We start from the raw sequence: 20652 nt of genomic DNA, 5'->3' as shown, positions 1-20652 counted from the left end.
CCCAGGTCGGCGGCCCAGGCCCATCGAAGGGCGGGCATCGCATTCCTAGCGTGGGTGGCGTCCCTTTACGGAACACCAACACCCACCTGGAGCGACCATGTCCGCCCCGGCGATCGCGGCCTTGGAGACCAGGGACCTGACCCGAACATTCGGTCAAGGCGCCGAAATGGTGCCCGCCCTCGCGGGCGTCGACCTGACGGTCCCGCGGGGGACGTTCACCGCGTTGATGGGTCCTTCCGGCTCGGGCAAGTCCACCTTCCTCGCCTGCGTCGGCGGGGTCGAACGGCCGACCGGCGGCCGGGTGCTGCTGGCCGGGGCCGACGTCACCGACTGGGACGAGGACCGGCGGACCCGGCTGCGCCGCGACCGGATCGGGTTCGTCTTCCAGGACTTCCACCTGATGCCGTACCTGACGGCCGAGCAGAACGTCGGCCTGCCCCGCCGCCTGGCCGGGCGCCGCCCCGACCGGGCCCTGGTGCGTGGCCTGCTCGACCAGGTCGGCCTCGCCGATCGGGCGGGCCAGCTGCCGGCGCGGCTGTCCGGCGGCCAGCGGCAGCGGGTCGCGATCGCGCGTGCCCTGGTCAACGACCCGGCGATCGTCCTGGCCGACGAGCCGACCGGCGCGCTCGACTCGACGACGGCCCGCGAGGTCCTCACCCTGCTGCGTTCCTGCGTCGACGACCTGGGCCAGACCCTCGTCATGGTCACCCATGACCCGATCGCCGCCGCCCACGCGGACGCCGTGGTCTTTCTTGTCGACGGCCGGGTCGCGGGCCGCATCGACTCGCCGACCGTCGAGTCCGTGTCCGCCCAGCAGACCCACCTCGACGGCCTGGTGGTGCGGTCATGAGCGGTCTGACCGGGCTCGCGCTGCGTTCGCTGCGGCATCGGCTGACGGCGTCGACGGCGACCTTTCTGGCGGTGCTGCTGGGAACCACGCTCATCGGCTCGTTCGCGACGTTGGTGGAGACGGCGCTCGCCGGTCACGGCGGTGGCGCGGCCCGGGGCGACGACCGGGAGACCTTGCTGATCATGGGTGCCGTCGTCGGCGGCTGGGGGACGCTGATCGTCCTGTTCTCGGTCGCCTCGACGGTGGGGCTCACCGCGACGCGGCGGGCGGGGGAGATCGGGCTGCTGCGCACCATCGGCGCCACGCCCCGCCAGGCCCGCCGGCTGATCGTCCGGGAGGCGCTCGCCGTCGCGCTCGCCGGAGCGCTGATCGGCGCCGTGATCGCGGCCGGCACCGGGAGGGCGCTGCTCGGCCTGCTGCGCGGCCGGATCGTCGCCGCCACGGTGACCTTCCAGGCCGGACCGGCGTCCCTGGGTGTCGCGGCGGCCCTCGTGCTGCTCGCGGCCGCGGTCGCGGCGCTGGTCGCGGCCCGCCGGGCGACGCGGGGACCGGCCGGGGCGACGTTGCGAGACAGCGACGCGGAGACGGGCGGGATGCGCTGGTACCGCGTCGTCGGCGCGTTTCTGGCCATCGGCTACGGCCTCGTCACGTCGATCGTGACGATCACCGTGACCGCGCGGTCCAGCGACCCGTATGCCGCGATGTCTACAAGTGGAAGCAGCGCCATCCTGGTCGGGATCGGGTTCGCGCTGCTCGCGCCGGTGCTGCTGCGGTGGCTGTCGCTACCGTTCGCCTGGCTACTCGCCCGCGGTGGAGCGGCGGGTGGCTACCTCGCGGCGTACAACACGTCGAGGCGTGCCCATCGGCTGTCCAGCGTGCTCGCGCCGGTGATCGTGCTGACGGCGACGGCGATCGGCGGACTCATGCTGATCAGCATTGATGGCCGCACTCTGCCCGCCGGCAGCAAGCAGACGTCCGACACGATCAACCTGCTCAACAACGTCGTGATCGGCATGATCAGTCTTTTCGCGGCGTTGATGGTCATCAACTCGACGGCGGCGCTGCTGGTCGACCGTCGCGACGAGCTGCGCCGCCTCTGGCTGTTGGGCGCCACTCGAAGCCAGATCCATCGCTTTGTCGTCGCGGAATCGGCCATCATCGCGGCGGTCGGCATCCTGACCGGCGCGGTCGCGTCGCTCGCCACGATCGGACCCTTCGCCTACGCGCGCCACGAGGGCTTCGTGCCGAACGCCCAGTTGTGGGTCCCACCGGTGGCCGCGGCCGCGATCGCCGCGCTGACCCTGATCGCCGCCCGAGCCACTGTCCGGCTGGGAAACGCCGAGTCCGTGGGCGCGCTCAGATGAGGCGCCACATGACGATGTGCGAGCCGATCAGCGGTTCCTCCCAGGGCTCGCCGCGGGTCTCGAGGCCGGCGCGCCGGTAGAACGGGACCGCGCGGACGCGGGCGTTGCACCACAGCAGGCCGCCGCCCTGGCCACGGACGTGGTCGATCGTCGCGGACAGCAGCCTGGAGCCGATTCCCTGGCCGCGGACCCGTTCGTCCGTCGCCATGCCGCGCAGCCGCCAGCCGGGAGCACCCCAGGGCGACCCCTCGTGCAGCACCGACGCGGTCCCGACGACCGTCCCGTCCGCGAGCAGCGCGACCACGTGCGCGGTGTCGGGCTCCCGGTCATGCGGGAAGACCAGCTCGGCGGGCGTCAGATGCGGCCGTAGCACCCGCTGTCGCAGCTCCAGCGTGGCCTCGACGCTCACCCGTTCGAGGCGGACGTCCGCTGGCTGGTCGGTACTCACGGCCCGATCCTCGCCATTCCCGAGCCCGGCCGCGGGTCCGGCGGGCGGGGCGCCGCGGCGGCCGGCTCGTAGTTCGTGAACACCAGGTCCCAGCTGCCGCGATTGCGCCCGACCAGGTTGATGTCACGGCGCGTCGGGAGCCGAAGCTCATGGAAGTGCGGGCCGAACAGCTCGCGCACGAAATCGGTGTCGCTGTTCGTCAGCATCAGGTGCACCCCACGCCGGTCGGCGCGCCGCATCGCCGCGCACAGCCGGACATGGTCCTGAGCGCCGAACTGGCCGGCCGTATACCGCTTGAAGTCCGCCCAGCCGCCGAGCGGGACATACGGCGGGTCGAGGAAGACCCAGTCACCCGCCTCGGCGGCGTCGACGGCCGTCTCGAAATCCGTCTCCGCGACGGCGGCGCCGCTCAGCGCCTCGGCGGCGCGGGACAGCGTCTCCCGGTTGTAGTACGGCCGGTCGTAGGCGCCGTACGGGGTGTTGAACTCACCCTTCCGGTTGACCCGCCAGAGCCCGCGAAAACTGGTCTTGTTCAGGTAGATCACCCGGGCGGCACGCTCCAGCTCCGACAGCTCGGCCGGGTCGCGCCGCCGCGTCCGCTCGAAGTACTCGGCGGTGTTCGGCATCGTGTCGAGCAGCGCCATCAGCTCGCGAGGCTGCTGGAGAACCTGTTGAAAGCAGACGACGAGCTCGCCGTTCGCGTCGCTGAGCACCGCCCTGGCCGGCCGGAGCTCGAAGAACACCGCCCCGCTGCCAAGAAACGGCTCCCGGTACGTCCCGGAGAACTCCGGCGCCAGCGCCACGAGGGTGCCGGCATAGCGCGTCTTCCCGCCGGCCCACTTCAGGAATGACCGCTCACCGGGCGCGCGACCCGCAACCTGTACTCCCGCCGGCCGCACACGCGGCAGCCTACCGGCCCACCACCCCGGTCCCGGCGCCTCCGGTCGTCGCCGGCGCTGCCGCGCCGCCGCTTGCTGCCTTCGATCACAGCCTGATCCTCGGTGTCAAGAGTGACACTGAGAACGGTATTCGGCGTAGGGTTCCCGCAGAAGATGCGACCGGCGATCGCACTAGGAAGCGTTCGGTGGGCCTTCCTGGTTCGCGCCGTCAGCCGCACCGTCGAATCCGGAAGGGGAGGCTGATGGCCGAGGCGCTGGGTGACATCGACTGGGTCCTGTGGTCCGGGACCGTCGGCCTGCAGAGCCCGCTTGAGGGCCGAATCGACGCCGCGACGGCCGGTGGCTTCGGTCAGCTGTCGCTGAGCCCGCTCGACGTGGTCCTGGCCCAGGAGGCAGGCATTTCGCCGGTCGAGCTGGGCCGCCGGCTGCGTGACGCGGGACTCGAGATCGTGCTGGACGGACTGGCGAACTGGTATGACGGCGAGCCTTTCACCGTGGCGCGCTCCGTCGCGTTCACGGCGGACGAGGTGCTGGAACTGTGCGAGGCCCTGCGGCCGGTGTCGCTGACGGTCTTCTCCCGGCCGACCTGCGACCTGCCCGTCGAGGAGGTCGCGGCATCCTTCGGGACCCTGTGCGACCGCGCGGCCGAGTTCGGCGTCCGGGTGCAGCTGGAGTTCATGCCGATCATGGCCATCGGCGACCTGCCGAGCGCCGCGGCCATCGTCCAGGCGGCCGACCGGGCCAATGGTGGCCTGGTCCTCGACACCTGGCACTTCTTTCGGGGAAACCCCGATTTCGGCGCGCTGGAGGCGCTTCCCGGCGACCGGATATTCACGGTGCAGGTCGCCGACGGGGCCGCCGAGATCCAGGGCAGCCTCGCTCAGGACACGTTCCATCGGCTGCTGCCGGGTGACGGCTGTTTCGACCTCGGCCGGCTGCTGGGCACGCTCGACCAGTTGGGCGCCCTTCGGTCGATAGGGCCTGAGGTCATCTCGCCGGTCACCGCGGCGATGCCGCCGGCAGAAGCGGCCCTGCTCGCCCGGGACCGGGTCCGGGAGCTGGTCCGTAAAGCCCGCTCGTAGGCACCCGACGACCCATTCGTGAGGCGGTGGACATGATCGCGGCAAGATTGCACGGCCCGCAGGACATCCGGATCGAGGAGGTACCCGAACCGGAACTGGGAGCGGGCGAGGTGAAGCTGGCCGTGGCCCACAACGGCCTGTGCGGTACAGACCTGGCCGAGTTCTTCGCCGGTCCACGGGCGTGCACGACGGTGCCACACCCGCTGACCGGCGGCGTCCTTCCCCAGGTCATGGGTCACGAGTTCGCCGGGGTCGTCGCCGCGATCGGCACGGACGTCGCCGACGTCGCCGTCGGAGACCGGGTCTGCGTCGAGCCCCTTTACTCCTGTGGCGAGTGCGACCGCTGCCTCGCCGGGCTGCCGCAGCTGTGCCGGCTGGTGATGACGCACGGGATCTGCTCGCACGGCGGTGGGCTGTCCGGATTCACGGTCGTGCCGGCGACGATGGTGCATCGCCTTCCGGCATCGATGTCGCTGGCCGAGGGCGCCCTCGTGGAGCCCATGTCGGTGGCGTTCAACGGGGTACTTCGCTCCCGCATCGAACCGGGCCAGTCCGCTGTGGTGTTCGGAGCCGGGCCGATCGGGATCGGCGTCATGTTCGGCCTGCGCGCCGTCGGGGTCGAGGACATTCTTCTCGTCGAGCCGGCGCCCGCCCGGCGAGCGGCGATCGCCGCGCTCGGTGTCGCCGACGTCCTCGACCCGGAAGCCACGGACGTGGCGGACGAGGTGCGCCGCCGCACGGCGGGTCGGGGAGTCGACGTCGCGGTGGACTGTGCCGGCGCCGCCGCCACCTTCGCGGCGGCTCCCGCCGTTCTCCGGGCCCGCGGGCGGTACGTCGGCATCGCCTTCTCAGGGCAGGCGGTCTCCTTCACTCCGTGGGTGCTGACCCGTTCGGAGATCGAGCTGACCGGTTCACTGGGATATGCCCCCGGCGTCTTCGCCCAGGTGATCGACCTCATGGCCGGCGGGGCCTTTCCGACAAAGGGCTGGGTCGAACAGGTCGGTCTCGGCGAACTGCGCGAGGTCTTCGACGACCTGCGGGCCGGCCGTCGTCTGAAGATCCTCGTCGACCTCCCGACCAGCTGAGAAGGAGAGCATGGTGAAGACCGGGTTAGCTGGCCGCACGGTGGTGGTCACCGGCGGCAATGCCAATATCGGCCGGGCGATCGCGCTCGCGTTCGCCGAGGAGGCGGCCGGCGTCGTCATCGTCGGCCGCGACGAGGCGCAGGGCCGACGGGTCTGCGAGCAGTTGCTGAAGCAGGGCGCCAAGGACGTGCTGTGGCAGGCCGCCGACGTCACCGACCGCGCCCAGGTGGAGGCCGTCGTCGCCGCCGTCGGCGAACGGTTCGGCGGGATCGACGTGCTGGTCAACAACGTCGGCGGCAATGTCGACATGGACGCGTTCGTCGACTCGGATCCCGCGACCTGGGAGCGGGACGTCGCGCTGAACTTCACGAGCACGCTGAACTGCACCCACGCGGTGCTCCCCGGGATGATCGGGCGCGGAAGCGGGCGGATCATCAACATCGGCTCGACCTCGGGAATCGTCGGCGACCCGTTGCTCGCGGTGTACTCGGCGATGAAGGGCGCGGTGCACGCGTTCACCAAGGTCCTGGCCAAGGAGGTCGGCCAGCACGGCATCACCGTGAACGCCATCGCGCCCTACGGCACCCTCCCGCAGGACGCCGAACAGGCCGCCAGCTCAGGAAGTCGGTGGCACCCCAACGGGGTCTTCGCGCGCCTCGCCGCGACCCGGGCCGAACAGCTCCACTCGATCGGCCGTCGCACCCTGCTCCAGCGCCAGACCGCCTACCCCGCCGAGATCGGCGCCGCCGCCGTCTACCTCGCCTGCGACGCGGCCGCGTTCATCACCGGCCAGGTTCTCTCCGTGGACGGGGGAACCCAGCTCGCCTGACCGGAGGTCTACGGGCACGTCTGTTGGTAGGCGATTCCCGGCGCGGCGCCCGCCCATTCCTGCGGGGTCATCCCGCGGCCCGCGGCCCCGCAGGCCCAGCTGTCGATGTGACCGCTGAGATGAACGGTCCAGTCGGCGTCCCACAATGACAGCTGGCTGAAACCGTCACCAGTATCCGTACTGGTAACGAGGGTGCGGCCATCCGGGCTGAACACGGCCGTCAACACGCTGTATTTCGCGTCGACGCTGGCGGTGCGGGCCGGCACGTGGGGGTCGGTGACGTCCCAGAGCCGCAGCCGGCCGCCGGTATTGTCGGTGCCCTGGTTCTCGCTGCTACTGGTGGTCGCGATAGTTCGGCCGTCGGGGCTGAACGTGACGGCAGTGAAGCTCTGGTCGTCATCGGCGCTGCCCAAGCGGGTGGGCCTGCCCGGATGGGTGAGGTCCCAGATCTGCAGCCGGCCGCCGACCTCATCGCCGGGCTCCTCGGTGTCGGTCGTGGTCGCGATGGTATGGCCGTCCGGGCTGACGGCGACCGCGGTAAATCCCTGGCCGTCGTCGATATTGGCGGTGCGACGCGGCGCGCGCGGGTTGGTGACGTCCCAGAGCCGCAGCTGGCCGCCGGAACCAGACGACCCATTGACGGTCTCACCGCTAACGGTGATGAGGACGCGACCGTTCCGACTGAACGCGACGCCCGCCATCACCTGGTCATCGTCAATGCTGACGAGAAGCGACGGCACGCGTGGGTTGGCGATGTCCCACAGCCGCAAGCGCCCACCGATATTGAGGCGGTAGGTAACGGTGGCCAGCGTCCGGCCGTCCGGGCTGAACGCGACCCCGGCGACGGCCTGGTCGTCGTCGTCAACGGTGGCGAGGAGGGCGGGCTTGCGCGGGTCGCCTACCGCCCACAGCCGCACCAGACCACCTGCGCTCTCCGGCCCATTCTTCCCTTGCCTCGTACGGTCACCGGCAGAAGCAAGGACGCGCCCGTCAGGGCTGAAAGCGACCGCGTAGAGGGTCTGCTCGTCGCGCCTGCCAGCCAGGCGGACCAGCTTGTGCCGGTCAGCGCCATTCCAAAACTGCAGCTCCCCCTCGTCTCGGCCCACGGAGTCATCAGCTGAGGCCGAGGCGACAGTCCGACCGTCGGGGCTGAAGGCGACCGCCGTCGTCTCTCGGATCGCCGCGTCAGGCGGGTCCGGTTCGTCGTCAATGCCGAAGACAGCGGCGCGCAGGTGCCCACCGGAGGTGTCACGCAGTCGGGTTCGGCCACCGCTGGCGAGACTAAAGCTACTTGTGGCGATGCTTCGGCCGTCGGGGCTGAACGCGACCGCGGTGAGGAACTGATCGTCGTCGGCGTTCGCGAGGGGTTTCGGTGCTTGCTGGTCGGTGATGTCCCAGAGTTGAAACTGGCCGTCATTGCCGCCAGAGCTGTTACCTATGGTGGTCGCGATAGTCCGACCATCGGGACTGAACGCGAACGCCGTCATGTTCGTCCCGGCCCCAATCCTCGCGGCCGGAACCGGCGAGCGGCCGTCCGTGACACTCCAGAGCCGGACCCCGTCGTTCCACGCGGTGGACGCGAGATCGTGGCCGTCCGGGCTGAACGCGACCGCCGTGACCTCGCCGTCGTCGTCGACGCTGGCGAGGCGGGTGGGCGCTCGCGGGTTGGCCACGTCCCAGAGCCGCAGGCGGCCGGCCGCGGCGTCTTCGGACTGGCCGCTGGTGCCGGTGGCGAGGGTCCGCCCGTCCGGGCTGAACGCGACCGCATTTCCCGGCTGGTCGTCGCCGATGCTCGCGAGGCGGGCCGGATTGCGCGGATTCGAGACATCCCACAGCCGGAACCGGCCGGTGGCGGCGGCGCCCGTTTGGGCGCCGGTGGCGGTGGCGGTGGCGGTCGCGACCGTAAGACCGTCGGGACTGAACACAACCGCATTCATTTGCTGGTCATCGTCGATACTGGCGAGACGGACGGGGGAGCGCGGGTTCGTCACGTCCCAGAGGCGCAATCGGCCGATGGCGGCCTGGTTCTGGTCCTCGGCTCCGGAGGCGGTGGCGAGAGTGCGGCCGTCAGGACTGAACGCGACCGCGGCGACGTCCTGGTCGTCATCGATGCTGGAGAGGCGGGCCGGAGCGTGCGGATCGGCGACGTCCCACAATCGCCACCGGCCGTGCTTTTCGTCTCCCCAGGAGGCGGTGGCAAGGGTGCGGCTGTCAGGACTGAACGCCACGGTGGAGACGGCCTGGTCATCCTCCAGGCCGGCGATCCACGGGGTTTCGGCCAGAGTGTCGGCAAGGCCGGCTCGGGTCTCGGGAGTCGGGTCCAATTTTTCGGCGGCGAGGCCCATCCGGAGGGCGCGAAGCGGGTCGCTGCTTCGAGCTTGGTCTGCCTGGGCGACGAGGCCGCGGGCGGTCGCGACCGTCTGCTGATGCACGGCCTGTGCCCGCTGGTCGACGGCCCGATGGCGCTGGACGACAGCGAGACCCGTGGCCACCAGCGCCGCGACGAGCAACACGGACAGCGCACTGATCACGCGGGTCACCAGCCGCCGGCGGCGGGCACGCGCGGACTCGACGCGGCGCCGAGTCTCGGCGATAAACGCCTGCGCGGTGAGTGACAGGCCGATCGGGCCTGGATCGTCGTCGGCACCATCGACCGCAGGCAGGCTCACACGTGCGGCCACGAGCCGGTCGGCGTCCCAGAGATAGTGCTCAGCCCGGTTGGCGCGCTGCCATTCCAGTGCGGACTGCTCGACGGCGCGGGCCGCGCGGAGTGCGTCGGAGTGGTCGACGAGAGCAGTACGCAGCGCCGGCCAGACCGACAGCAGCGCCTCATGCGTGACGCCGACCGTCGCCGGGCCCCCTGGCACCGCGTCGATGGTGAGCAGTCGTCCGGTCACGAACGGGACCATGGTCGCGCGCACCGAACCAGGCAGATCGTCCAGACGGACCCGGCGCCGCGTCGGACGCCCCTCACCATCCACGTGGACGAGATGCAGGAGGTTCGCAAGAATCTGCTGCTCGCTGGAGCCGGTGGCGGCGACCGACTCGGCCAACGCCGTGTCCGCATGTCTGACGAGCGCGCCGCGCACGCCGCCGACCGCCTGATACAGCGCTCCCGTCAATGCGCTGGTCCTTGTCCGCTGTGCCTGGGTATACAGCTGAGCCAAGGTGTAGGCGAGATGCGGTAGTCCGTCCCCATCTCCGGTATCGGCCACCATCTGGGCGATCAGCTCAGCTTCGACGTCCAGTCCCGCCAGCCGGGCCGGCCCGGCGATCACGAGCGGGAGCAGGTCGCGGGCCAATGGCTGCAGGGCCTCCGTCCGGACCCGCAGCCCAGCTCTGGCTGTGTCGACGAGAAGCCGGTCGAGATACTCCGACCGAAGCGTGGCCACCAGACTCACCGGACCGGCGGCCGCTGCGGCCAGTACGCCGAGGAACTGCGCCCGTGCCTGCGCACTGACGGCAGGGGTCAGCATCTCCTCGGCCTGGTCGATGACTATCAGCAACCGCCGTGCCTGACCGACCGCGAGCAACTCCCGGACAACCTCGGTCACCACATCGGGTCGGTCCAGCAGAGCGGCCAGCTTCGAGACCGACCACCGCTGGCCAGACCGCAGGCGGGTGTCCACCAGCACCCCGGCCAGGGCCGCCAGCGGCTGACCGCCCGGAACCATGGGCGAGGTCACCAACCAGTCAGGATCCTCCGCCACCGTGGGGACGAGGCCCGCGCCGACCAGCGAGGACTTCCCACACCCGGACGGACCGACCACCACCAGCAGCTCGCCCCGGCCGGCCGGCCGGTCGCGCAGGCTGTCCACCAGCCGCTGGGTGTCGGCTTCACGGCCTTTGAACACCGCAGCCCTGGTCGCGTCGAACGCGTCGAGGCCCGGGAACGGCGACCGCCCCGGCTGCCAGACCGCTTCCCAGCTCCCAACCGGCCCAGGAAAGCCTGCTGGCCGATTGGGCTCAGCGGCACCGGCACGACCCACGAACGTCGGACGACGGACGGGCTTGTCTCTGGATCCGGCCGCCGCGGTCAGCAACCGCCGTTGGGCCACATCCTGTGGCACCCCGAATAGGTCCACGCCGACCAGTCGACCCAGAAGTCCCGGCCGAGAACAGTCCTCAACCCGTGCCGTCAGTAGCCGGCGGCCCGCGGCGGACGGATCCGCCAGCCAGGCGAGCTGCCACTCTGCTTCCTGATAAGCCGAGGTCAGATAGACGTTCGACAGAACCACCAGCATTCGCGCCGCTGTCGTCGCGGCGCGGTTCATCTCCCCGACGGCGTTCGATCCCGGCGTGAAGTCCCACGCGTCGATGACGACCTGATAGCCGGCGTCCTCCAGCTCCCAGGCGATCCACTCCGCCCAGCCGCGATCCTGGGCGGCGTAGGAGATGAAGAAATCCATCGACGGCGACGTACCGGCCGCCGAAGCTCCGACAATGCCCCCGGCTGGTGGGACCCCCGGATCCACCCCCATACGCCGACAGCCTGCCAGCTAAGCCCTGAGAAGTCCTAGGTTCGTCAGCCTCCCCGGAGCAACATCGCGTGGGAGTCCGGGAGCGACAAAGGATTCGTCGGTGATCCCGAGAGGTCGAGCGAAGCTCGACATCGGGGGGTCCGGGGGGTCGTCCCCCCGGGCAGACATCGCGGCCCCGGCGAAGCCGCCGAAGGCGGCGAGCACAGAGAGTCGGCGTGTACCCCCAACGGGATTCGAACCCGTGCTACCGCCTTGAAAGGGCGGCGTCCTGGGCCACTAGACGATGGGGGCCGGGAGTTCCGAACCGTCGCGGCACGTAGCCAAACCGCCCGCGAGGTCCGGGCAAGCATAGGGGACGGCGAGGCCCCTCGCCAAACGCGTCCCGGCCGCCGGGCTCGTCCCGGATCGTCCGCGGGTCGTACGCCGAAGACCCCGGCGCCGTGACTGCTGGCGCCGGGGTCTCGGACGGTGAAGCGGTGGGTCAGAGGCGACCGGTGGACGCGGCGCGCTTGCGGCTCAGCGCGTCGACGCTGGCGGCGACGGCGAGGACGCAGCCGGTGACGACGAACTTGACGCCGGCGCTGTACCCCATCAGGCCCATGCCGTTGTCGATCACCGCGACCACGGCGCCACCGAGGACGGCGTCGATGATCCGGCCCTTGCCGCCGAAGAGGCTGGTGCCACCGATGACGGCAGCGCCGACCGCGTACAGCAGGGTGTTGCTGCCGCCGGCGTTCGGGTCGACCGAGGTGGCCCGGGACGCGGCGATGATGCCGCCGACCGCGGCCATCGACGAGCAGATGACGAAGCAGGAGATCCGGATCGCGACCACGTTGATGCCGGCGCGGCGCGCGGCCTCGGCATTGCCGCCGACCGCGTAGATGTGCCGACCGTAGGAGGTGCGGTTGAGCACGTACGTGCCCACGACGACCAGCACCAGGATCACCGGGACCACGATGGGGACGCCCTTGAGCGAGACGATCGCGGTCCGCGAGCGCTCCTTGTTGAGCACGTAGACCGCGAGCCCGCCGAGCACGGCCAGCGAACCCGTGCGCAGGGCGATCACCGACATCGGGTCGGCCGACAGGCCGCCGCGCCGGCGCCCGAGGGCCCGAAGCAGCTGGGTGGCGCCGAAGCCGAGCACCACCACCGCGAAAAGGATCCAGCCGCCGTAGACGGGAAGGTTCTTGTTCGAGATCGCGACCAGGGTCTTGTCCCTGATCGAGATGTTCCCGCCGTTACCGATGATCAGCAGGACCGTGCCCTGGAAGGCGAGGAACGCGGCCAGGGTCACCACGAAGGAGGGGATACCGACCCTCGCGACCAGGAACCCGAGCACGAGACCGATCACGACCCCGGTGCCGATCCCAGCGAGGATCGACACGATCCACGACTGGCCGTGCTGGGCGGTCAGGGTCGCCATCACCGCGGCGCAGACGCCCGACGCGAAACCGGCCGACAGGTCGATCTCACCCAGTAGCAGGACGAAGATCAGACCAATCGCGATGACGGTGACCGCCGCGCCCTGGGTGAAGAGGTTGGCGAAGTTGATGGCCGACACGAAGCGCGAGCGCAGGATCGCGAACGCGACGCACAGCACCAGGAGACCGAGGACGGCCGGCAGCGCGCCCATGTCGCCGCCGCGAACCCGGCTGACGTAGTTGCGCCCGTAGTCGACCAGGCCCGGGTCCGTGGCTGGTACAGGCGCGGTTCCCTTGGCCAACGGGGCGGCAGGCTCCGGGTTGACGGGGGTAGCGACCTCGGTGGTGCTCATGCCGCTCCTCCCGCGGTGGCGCCGGCCGAGGCGTCCGCCAGGGCCCCGTTCGTGGAAAGGGTCTTCGCGGCGGAAGCACCCGGCGCGTTGCCCGTCGTGATCGTCTGTACGACATCCGCCACGGTGACGTCCTTCGACCGGACGTCGGCCGCGACCCGGCCCAGGTAGAGCGCGCAGATCCGGTCCGACACGTCCATCACGTCCCGCATGTTGTGCGAGATCAGGACGACGGCCAGGCCCTTGTCGGCGAGCCGGCGGACCAGCTGCAGCACCTGCTCGGTCTGCGCGACGCCGAGGGCGGCGGTCGGCTCGTCGAGGATGACCACGGAACTGTTCCACAGCACGGCCTTGGCGATCGCGACCGTCTGGCGCTGGCCGCCGGACAGGCTGGAGACCCGCTGGCGCAGCGACGTGACCGTCCGGACCGAGAGCCCGGCGAGTGTCTCGCCGGCCTGCTTCTCCATCGCGGCCTCGTCGAGACCAAGGAAGCGGCCGCGCCGCTCCCGGCCGAGGAACATGTTCTGGACGATGTCGAGGTTGTCGCACAGGGCCAGGTCCTGGTAGACGATCTCGACACCGAGCGCGCCGGCGTCCTTCGGCTGGTTGACCGAGACCTGCTTCCCAAGGAAGGAATAGGTGCCGGAGTCGATCGGGTGGATACCGCCGATGCATTTGACCAGCGTCGACTTGCCGGCACCGTTGTCGCCGACGAGCGCGGTGACCTCACCGGCATTGGCCGCGAAGTCGACGTCGTTCAGGACGTGCACGGGGCCGAAACTCTTGTTCACGCCGCGTAGCTCGAGGACGGGCGTCCCCGCCGGCGGTGGGTTGTCAGTCATGTCACTCCTCGCCCGGACGAAGGCACGGCCGGTCGTCGGCGCGCGTCAGCGATGGATGGCGCCTCAGGCGAATAGATAGATGTGATCCAGGCAACAGGTGGCGCCAGCAGTATGGGCGTGCCCGCGCCCGCTGAACAGGGGCTGGTGAACCAGTCCGGACGTGAGAATGCGTCCGTGGGTGGCGTCGAAGCTACCACCCACGGACGGTTCCCATGCGATCACGAATGGTGGTCGTGATCGGCCGGAGCTAGATGCCGGCGGTGGTGCAGAGCGCCGCGAACTTGCCGGTGCAGAGCTCAGCCTTGGTCACGTAGCCGTCGTCGACCACGAACTTCACGTTGTCCTTGGTGATGGCGACCGGCTGCAGCAGCACCGACGGCACGTCCCGCTTACCGGTCGGGTCGTGGATCGTCTGGGGGGCGTCGCCCTTCTGGCCCTTGACCAGGCTGATCGCGAGCGCCGAAGCGGCGTCGGCCTCCTTCTTGACGGCCTTGTACACGGTCATGCACTGGTCGCCATCGAGGATGTTCTGCAGGGCCGGGGTCGTGGCGTCCTGGCCGGTGACCGGGACCTTCCCGTTGAGCCCGTTCTTCGCCAGGATCGCGAGCGCCGCGCCACCGAGACCGTCGTTGGCGGTCAGCACGCCGCCGATCTTCGGCTGCTGGGTGAGCATCTGCTCGAAGATCGTGCCGCCCTGCTGGTTGTCCCAGTCAGGCACGGCCTGATCCGGACCCTTGACCAGGGTGCCGTCCTTGTACAGCGGGTCGAGCACCGAGTCGTAGCCCTGCTTGAACAGCGTGGCGTTGTTGTCGGTCGGCGAGCCGTTCAGCTCGGCGACGATCGGCTTCTGCGCGCCGGAGTCCTGGAGGCACTTCACCAGGCCCTGGCCCTGCAGCTTGCCGACCGCGACGTTGTCGAAGCTGACGTAGTACTGAGCGGAACCGCCCAGCGTCAGCCGGTCGTAGTCGATCGTCGCGACGCCCTGCGCCTTGGCCTTGTCCTCGATCGCCTTACCGGAACCGGAGTCCAGGTTGGTGATCATCAGAACGGTGACACCGTTCGTGATCATCTGGTCGGCGATCGTCTGCATCTGGGTGGCGTCACCCTGGGCGTTCTGGATGTCGTACTGAACGCCCGCGGCCTTGAACGCCTTCTCCAGCAGCGGCTGGTCCGCCGTCGCCCACCGAGCCGAGGACTTCGTGTCCGGCAGGATGACGCCGATCTTGCCCTTCACCGACGAGCCGCCGGAGGCGTTGCTGCTGCCTCCGCCGCCGCTGCTGCTGCCACAGGCCGCAACTGTCAGCGCGACACATGCTCCCGCCGTCGCGAACCGTAAAACCTTCCCGCGCATCTGCGTGGCCCCTTCCCTTGGGCGGTGTAGCCCAGGATGCGGATGCTAAGTTGTTTGCCAGAACATATTCATGTGATCAGTGTCATGCAAGGGGATTGCCGAAGGCAAGAGGAATTGGTGACTCTATGCACATAGCCCGCGACTTACCGGCGGCGGTCGGCTCCGGGAGACTGGACACGTGATGCGTCTTCCCCGACCGCACCCATCGCCGGCCGGGATCAAGCAGGAGGAGCTACGTCGGCACAACCTGAGCCTGCTGCTGCGTTACGTGCACCTCGCCGGCCCGACACAGCGAGCTACGTTGACCGCGCAGACTGGCCTGAACCGCAGCACGATCGGCGCTCTGGCCGCCGACCTCGCGAGCACGGCGGGACTGGTCCGGGAGGAGTCGCCGGACACCCATTCAGGTGCCGGCCGGCCGTCGCTGGTGGTCGTTCCGGAGACCGAGCGCTACCAGGTTCTCGCCTTCGACCTGGGCGTTGATCGGATCATCGCCGCGAGGGTCGGTCTGGGTGGCGCACTGCTCTCGCGGGAGGTCGTTCCGCTGCCAGCGGGTGAGCGTGGTTTCGCGGCGGTGGTAGAACTCACGGCGGCGACGGCCCGCAGACTTGCGGAGGCGCTCGGTCCGCTCACGCACTGTGCCGGAATTGGGGTCGCCGTCCCCGCGGTGGTCCGCAGCGCCGACGGCTTCGTCCGCTTCGCGCCCAACCTCGGCTGGGAGCAGCAGCCGCTCGGTGCCGCGCTGCGAGCCGCCCTCGTGGACGCGCTGCCCGACCGGGCGATCGGCGGGCCGGTCGGCAGCCCAGCCGTGCAGGTCGCCAACGACGCGGACCTCGGCGCGCTCGCCGAGCACGCGCGCGGCGTGGCCCGCGGCCACGACGACATCGTCTACCTGTCCGGCCAGGTCGGCCTCGGCGCCGGGATCATCTGCAACGGACGGCCGCTGCGCGGCCACGGCGGCTACGCGGGCGAGGCCGGCCACATGATCGTCAACCCGTCCGGCCAGCGCTGCCGCTGCGGCGCGCGTGGCTGCTGGGAGACGGAGATCGGCACCGACGCCATCCTGCGCGCGGCCGGGCACGAGCCGGGCGACGGCGGTTCCGTGCGAGCGGTGGTCGCCGAGGCGTCAGCCGGCGACGCCCGGGCCCGCCTGGCCCTCTACGAGGTCAGTCGCTGGCTCGCTGTCGGCGTCGGCAACCTCGTCAACCTGTTCAACCCCGAGCTGGTGATCTTCGGCGGGGAGCTGCGCGACCTGCTCGAGGTGGTCGAGCACGACGTCGTCGGCCGGATGGGCGCGGGCGGGCTGACCGTCTCGCGCGAGCACGTCGCGCTGGTCCCGAGCGCGCTCGGCGGCGACTCCAGCCTGTTCGGCGCCGCCGAGCTGGCCTTCGCGCACCTGCTGGACGACCCGCTCGGGGTCGCCGCCACGCTCGCGACCAAGGTCGAGGTCTGAGGTCGTCGCGGCCGCCGCCAGGGTGGCCGCGCCCACCGGCCCGAAGGACGACGGGACCGGCCTAGCCGACGGCGTGCCCGCGTCGTAGCAGCGGTAGCACGCCGGCCAGGACGTCGGCGAAGGCGGCCCGGGTCGCCGGATCCGGCTCGGCGGCCACCAGTCCGGCGGCGACCGGCCAGTCCGGCGGCGCGGCGGCGGCGGACAACGCCCACGCGGCCTGGCGGGCCGCGCCGATCGCGACCCACTCGCGGCCCGGGTCCGGCAGCGCGACCGGTAGCCCGAGCACCGCGGGGGCGATCGCGCGAACCGCCCGCGATCGGGCGCCCCCGCCCACCAGCAGCGCGCGGCGGACCTCGACGCCGTGCTCGCGCAGCGCGTCGACCCCGACGGCCAGCCCGCACAGCACCCCCTCCACGGCGGCCCTGGCCAGGTTCTCCCGCGAGAAGTTGCCCCGCGAGAGCCCCGCGAGCAGCCCGCGCGACCGGGGCAGGTTCGGCGTGCGTTCCCCGTCGAGGAACGGCAGCAGCGTGAGCCCACCGGCGCCGGGGCGCGCGGCCAGCGCGAGCGCGTCGAAGCCGTCGGGGCTGACACCGAGCAGGTCGGCGACGGTCGAGAGGACCCGGGCCGCGTTCAGTGTGCAGACCAGCGGGAGGAACCGTCCGGTCGCATCGGCGAAGCCGGCGACCAGCCCGGCCTCGTCGTGTGTCGCCACCTCGGACGTCGCAAAGATCGTCCCACTGGTGCCCAGCGAGACGACCACGTCGCCGGGCTCCGGCGCGAGACCGAGCGCGGCGGCCATGTTGTCGCCCGTGCCCGGGGCCAGCAACGCCCCTGGCGGGGCCAGCCGGGCCGCCTCCCCGACGACCTCGCCAGGGGCGGCGACGCGGGGGAGCTCCAGCGGATGGCCGAGGGCGCGCTCGACGAGGTCGGGCCGGTACCCGCCGTCCGCCGGTGACCAGTACCCGGTTCCGGAGGCGTCGCCGCGGTCCGTCGTCGCCGCGAGGTCGCACCGGCCGTCCGGCGCGGATCCGCCGCCGGCCAGCCGCCAGGTCAGCCAGTCGTGCGGGAGCAGCACGGATCTCGTCCGCGCGGCGTTGTCCGGCTCGTGGCGGGCGAGCCAGCGCAGCTTGGTGACGGTGAAGCTCGCCGTGGGCACGCTGCCGGTGGCCGTCGCCCACGTGCCCCGGCCGAGCTCGGCGACCAGATCGTCGGCGTCGTCGGCCGAGCGCACGTCGTTCCAGAGCAGCGCCGGGCGGACCGGCCGGCCGGCGTCGTCGAGCGCGACCATGCCGTGCTGCTGGCCGGCGACCGAGATCGCCGTGACGCCGTCGAGCAGCCCGTCGCCGGCGGCGGTGCACAACGCGCCCCACCAGGCCTCCGGGTCGACGGAGGTGCCGTCCGGATGCGACGCGGCGGCGGTTCGGACGATGGTGCCGTCCGCCACGTCACAGATCACGATCTTCGTTGACTGCGTCGATGAGTCGATACCCGCGACCAGCGTCATGGCCTGCTCCCGATGCGTGACCGACGCGGCAGGCGCGCCGGCGGGGTCCGAAACGCCGACTCCTGACGACCCCGCTGGCGGACGGTGACCCTCGTACGCCGCCGTCCTCGTGACAGCCGGTGACGATAGGTCGCGCGGATGGCGCGGTGCCCGTTGGTTGGGCGGTGGGATGTCCACGCGGCGCGGCCCGGGCGATCGAGGCGCGGTTCCGCAGAGTGTCGGCATTATACCTGGCGAACGACAAATAGCCCTCTCGTCGAGGGTTCCACGACTCCGGTCGGGGGGTTGCGTGGCGGCTCCCGTCCGGCTTATTTGTTGTAGACACCACCAAAATAGCCGCGAGACCAAACTAGCCGCGAGGTGACGCCATGACCAGTGATCTGACGACCGGTGCGCTGACAGCCAGCGATCTGGCAGCCAGTGCGCCGAGGGCCGGTGATCTGGTACCCACCAGGGCGGACCGGTTCAGCTTCGGCCTGTGGACCGTCGGCTGGCAGGGACGCGACCCCTTCGGTGACGCGACCCGCCCGCCGCTCGACCCGGTCGAGAGCGTGCACCGGCTCGCCGATCTCGGTGCCTACGGCGTGACCTTCCACGACGACGACCTGATCCCGTTCGCGGCGGACAACGCCGAGCGGGAGCGCTGCATCAAGCGGTTCCGGTCAGCTCTGGACGAGACCGGCCTGATCGTCCCGATGATGACCACGAACCTGTTCACCCACCCGGTGTTCAAGGAAGGCGCCTTCACCGCGAACGATCGCGGCGTCCGCCGGTTCGCGCTGCGCAAGACGATGCGCAACATCGACCTCGCCGCCGAGTTCGGCGCGAAGCTCTACGTCGCGTGGGGTGGCCGAGAGGGTGCGGAGAGCGACGCGGCGAAGGATCCGCGCGCGGCCCTCGACCGCCTCAAGGAGGCCGTCGACACGCTCTGCCAGTACGTCCGCGACCGGGGCTACGACATTCGGTTCGCGCTCGAACCGAAGCCCAACGAGCCGCGCGGCGACATCCTGCTGCCCACGATCGGCCACGCCCTGGCCTTCATCAACCAGCTCGAGTATCCCGAGATGGTCGGCCTGAACCCGGAGGTCGGCCACGAGACGATGGCCGGGCTGAACGTGGTCCACGGCTACGCCCAGGCGTTGTGGTCCGACAAGCTGTTCCACATCGACCTCAACGGCCAGCACGGGCTCAAGTACGACCAGGACCTGCGCTTCGGCGCGGCCGACGTGAAGAGCGCGTTCTTCCTCGTCGACCTGCTGGAGAGCGCCGGCTACGACGGTCCCCGCCACTTCGACTTCAAGCCTCCGCGCGCCGAGAACATCGACGGCGTCTGGGTGTCGGCGGCCGCCTGCATGCGGACCTACCTGATCCTCAAGGAGAAGGCCGCCGCGTTCCGGTCGGACCCTCGCGTCGCCGCCGCCCTGGCCGCGGCCGGCGTCGGCGAGCTCTCGACCCCGACCCTCGCCCCCGGCGAGACTCTCGCCGACCTGCTGGCCGACCCCGCCGCGTACGAGAACTTCGACGCCGACGCCGCGGGTACCCGCGCCGTCAACATCGAGGCCCTGGACCAGCTGGCCCTGGAGCATCTCCTCGGCGTCGCCTGACGCCTGGGCTCTGGGTCTGGGCTCTGGGCCTGGGTGCGGTCCCGTGGTCGGCGCCGATTTCGATACCTAGCCGACGATCACTGAGGGGCTACCTCCGCCCTCGGGCATCATGATCGCTAACTAGGTATTGAAATCGGCGCCTGGTGCCACGTTTTGCCCCTTTTATCCATACGTGGTCTGCGATCATGAGCGACCATCGGATCGGCGCCCGCTGAAGATCCGCGTCTGGGTATGGGATTTGGCGCATCGACGGCGAAGATCTGTGACAACCGATCTTGTGCCGCCTCCGACCAGGCGCGCCCCGGTCCAGGCGTCTCCATGATCTCTGTTTCGGCCCTCCGGTGGTCGTTGCCGGGTCTGCTGCGTAGCCACTAGAGGGCGCAATCGGCGATCAAGGTGACGGGCGGACTTTGACGGTCCTCGCCAGGCGGCGTGGATGACTGTCGAGGGGTGGGCTCGGTCGTCCCGGGGCGTGTTGCTGGATCGCCGTCCACCTTCGGGAGGGGGTGACGGCCCGGTCACGACCTCGGGAGAAAGATCGCGACCAACGGATGGGATCGATCCAGAGGAGGCGCCGGTAAGTCCGAGCTTGGCCGGCCGGCCTGGCCGGTTGAGGCGAGGAGGCGACGAGAGGGCTGCCGGCGGCCCGGTCAGCGTCATGCTGGGCGTACTCCCCACGCCGGGCTCCTCGACCGACGACGGCCGGTCGCTGCCTGTCTCGATCGGACCGGCCGAAGCGCCAGATCTGAGCGAAGGGGACGCGTCCGGCAAACGTCGGCCAGGTGTGGTTCGAAGGGTGGGCAACCGAGGTCTCCAAGACCCTCCCTGGGTCCTGTATGCTTCTGCTCGGCGGTCGAGGGCTCCGGTGGAGCGCCGAGCGGTGTCAACCGCGGTAGACCGGCAAGTAGTACAGTAAGACCGCAAACTGAACACACATGGTCCCGTGGTGAAGCCTGGAGTTCACGCCGCCCTGTCAAGGCGGAGGTCGCGGGTTCGAATCCCGTCGGGACCGCGCACATCATCCGGGCGGCCCGCACGGGGGCCGCCCGGTTGTGTGGTCTGGGGCTGGTAGATAAGTCGGGACGAGCG

General features: G+C 70.6%; 14 protein-coding genes and 2 tRNA genes. 8 read left to right on the top strand and 8 right to left on the bottom strand.

What is annotated here, in order from left to right:
* Positions 1-97: 97 nt before the first annotated feature.
* Complete coding sequence (locus tag I6A60_RS05625; RefSeq protein ID WP_203014616.1) at positions 98-850, top strand: ABC transporter ATP-binding protein; 753 nt, start codon at positions 98-100, stop codon at positions 848-850.
* Entirely contained in the window at positions 847-2214 is a 1368-nt protein-coding gene (locus tag I6A60_RS05620; protein ID WP_203014618.1) for an ABC transporter permease, read from the top strand. Before I6A60_RS05625 ends, I6A60_RS05620 begins: the two co-directional genes overlap by 4 nt.
* Here the strand turns inward: I6A60_RS05620 and I6A60_RS05615 are convergent.
* Together I6A60_RS05615 and I6A60_RS05610 are read right to left on the bottom strand one after the other, a co-directional pair.
* Positions 2207-2662: a GNAT family N-acetyltransferase gene (locus I6A60_RS05615; RefSeq protein ID WP_203014620.1), complete on the bottom strand. Its 456-nt coding sequence runs from the start codon at positions 2660-2662 to the stop codon at positions 2207-2209. The genes I6A60_RS05620 and I6A60_RS05615 overlap by 8 nt on opposite strands.
* The gene (locus I6A60_RS05610; RefSeq protein ID WP_203014623.1) at positions 2659-3561 is read right to left on the bottom strand and encodes a Dam family site-specific DNA-(adenine-N6)-methyltransferase; all 903 of its coding nucleotides are present in this window, start codon (positions 3559-3561) and stop codon (positions 2659-2661) included. The genes I6A60_RS05615 and I6A60_RS05610 overlap by 4 nt, the downstream gene beginning before the upstream one ends.
* Before the next feature lie 242 nt (positions 3562-3803).
* Between I6A60_RS05610 and I6A60_RS05605 the strand changes: the two genes are divergently transcribed.
* Genes I6A60_RS05605 through I6A60_RS05595 form a run of 3 tightly spaced genes read left to right on the top strand, consistent with a single transcriptional unit; the run spans position 3804 to position 6557 of the window.
* The gene (locus I6A60_RS05605) at positions 3804-4643 is read left to right on the top strand and encodes a sugar phosphate isomerase/epimerase (protein WP_203014626.1); all 840 of its coding nucleotides are present in this window, start codon (positions 3804-3806) and stop codon (positions 4641-4643) included.
* 32 nt (positions 4644-4675) lie between these two features.
* Positions 4676-5728, top strand: a complete 1053-nt coding sequence (locus tag I6A60_RS05600) for a zinc-binding dehydrogenase (protein ID WP_203014629.1) — start codon at positions 4676-4678, stop codon at positions 5726-5728.
* Between the two features lie 13 nt (positions 5729-5741).
* Positions 5742-6557, top strand: coding sequence for an SDR family NAD(P)-dependent oxidoreductase (locus I6A60_RS05595; protein ID WP_203014632.1), 816 nt, complete (start codon positions 5742-5744; stop codon positions 6555-6557).
* A gap of 8 nt (positions 6558-6565) precedes the next feature.
* Here I6A60_RS05595 and I6A60_RS05590 read toward each other — a convergent pair whose 3' ends face one another.
* The 5 genes from I6A60_RS05590 to I6A60_RS05570 form a co-directional block, all read right to left on the bottom strand.
* Positions 6566-10966, bottom strand: a complete 4401-nt coding sequence (locus I6A60_RS05590; RefSeq protein ID WP_238434831.1) for a TIR domain-containing protein — start codon at positions 10964-10966, stop codon at positions 6566-6568.
* A 290-nt stretch (positions 10967-11256) separates the two neighbouring features.
* Positions 11257-11329: transfer RNA gene (locus I6A60_RS05585), tRNA-Glu, on the bottom strand.
* 190 nt (positions 11330-11519) lie between these two features.
* A complete protein-coding gene (locus I6A60_RS05580; protein ID WP_203014634.1) occupies positions 11520-12812 on the bottom strand; it encodes a sugar ABC transporter permease in 1293 nt (430 codons plus the stop codon).
* A complete protein-coding gene (locus I6A60_RS05575; RefSeq protein WP_203014635.1) occupies positions 12809-13651 on the bottom strand; it encodes an ATP-binding cassette domain-containing protein in 843 nt (280 codons plus the stop codon). The genes I6A60_RS05580 and I6A60_RS05575 overlap by 4 nt, the downstream gene beginning before the upstream one ends.
* 247 nt (positions 13652-13898) lie before the next feature.
* On the bottom strand, positions 13899-15002 hold the full coding sequence (locus tag I6A60_RS05570; protein WP_203014636.1) for a sugar ABC transporter substrate-binding protein: 1104 nt from the start codon (positions 15000-15002) through the stop codon (positions 13899-13901).
* A 181-nt stretch (positions 15003-15183) separates the two neighbouring features.
* Here I6A60_RS05570 and I6A60_RS05565 point away from each other — a divergent pair, with 181 nt between their 5' ends.
* Positions 15184-16455 carry an ROK family protein gene (locus I6A60_RS05565; RefSeq protein ID WP_203014637.1) on the top strand — a complete coding sequence of 424 codons (1272 nt, stop codon included), beginning with the start codon at positions 15184-15186 and terminating at the stop codon, positions 16453-16455.
* A 61-nt stretch (positions 16456-16516) separates the two neighbouring features.
* Here I6A60_RS05565 and xylB read toward each other — a convergent pair whose 3' ends face one another.
* The gene (gene xylB, locus I6A60_RS05560) at positions 16517-17959 is read right to left on the bottom strand and encodes a xylulokinase (protein WP_203014638.1); all 1443 of its coding nucleotides are present in this window, start codon (positions 17957-17959) and stop codon (positions 16517-16519) included.
* 368 nt (positions 17960-18327) lie between these two features.
* On the opposite strand from xylB, the gene xylA reads away from it, so the two are divergent.
* Together xylA and I6A60_RS05550 are read left to right on the top strand one after the other, a co-directional pair.
* Entirely contained in the window at positions 18328-19563 is a 1236-nt protein-coding gene (gene xylA / locus I6A60_RS05555; RefSeq protein ID WP_238434830.1) for a xylose isomerase, read from the top strand.
* 937 nt (positions 19564-20500) lie between these two features.
* Positions 20501-20575, top strand: a tRNA-Asp gene (locus I6A60_RS05550).
* Positions 20576-20652: the final 77 nt, after the last annotated feature.

The sequence above is a fragment of the Frankia sp. AgB1.9 genome (assembly GCF_016786355.1).
Taxonomy (GTDB): Bacteria; Actinomycetota; Actinomycetes; order Frankiales; family Frankiaceae; genus Pseudofrankia.
Note: the sequence above shows the minus strand (reverse complement) of the source record. Positions and strands in the feature narration are given on the sequence as shown.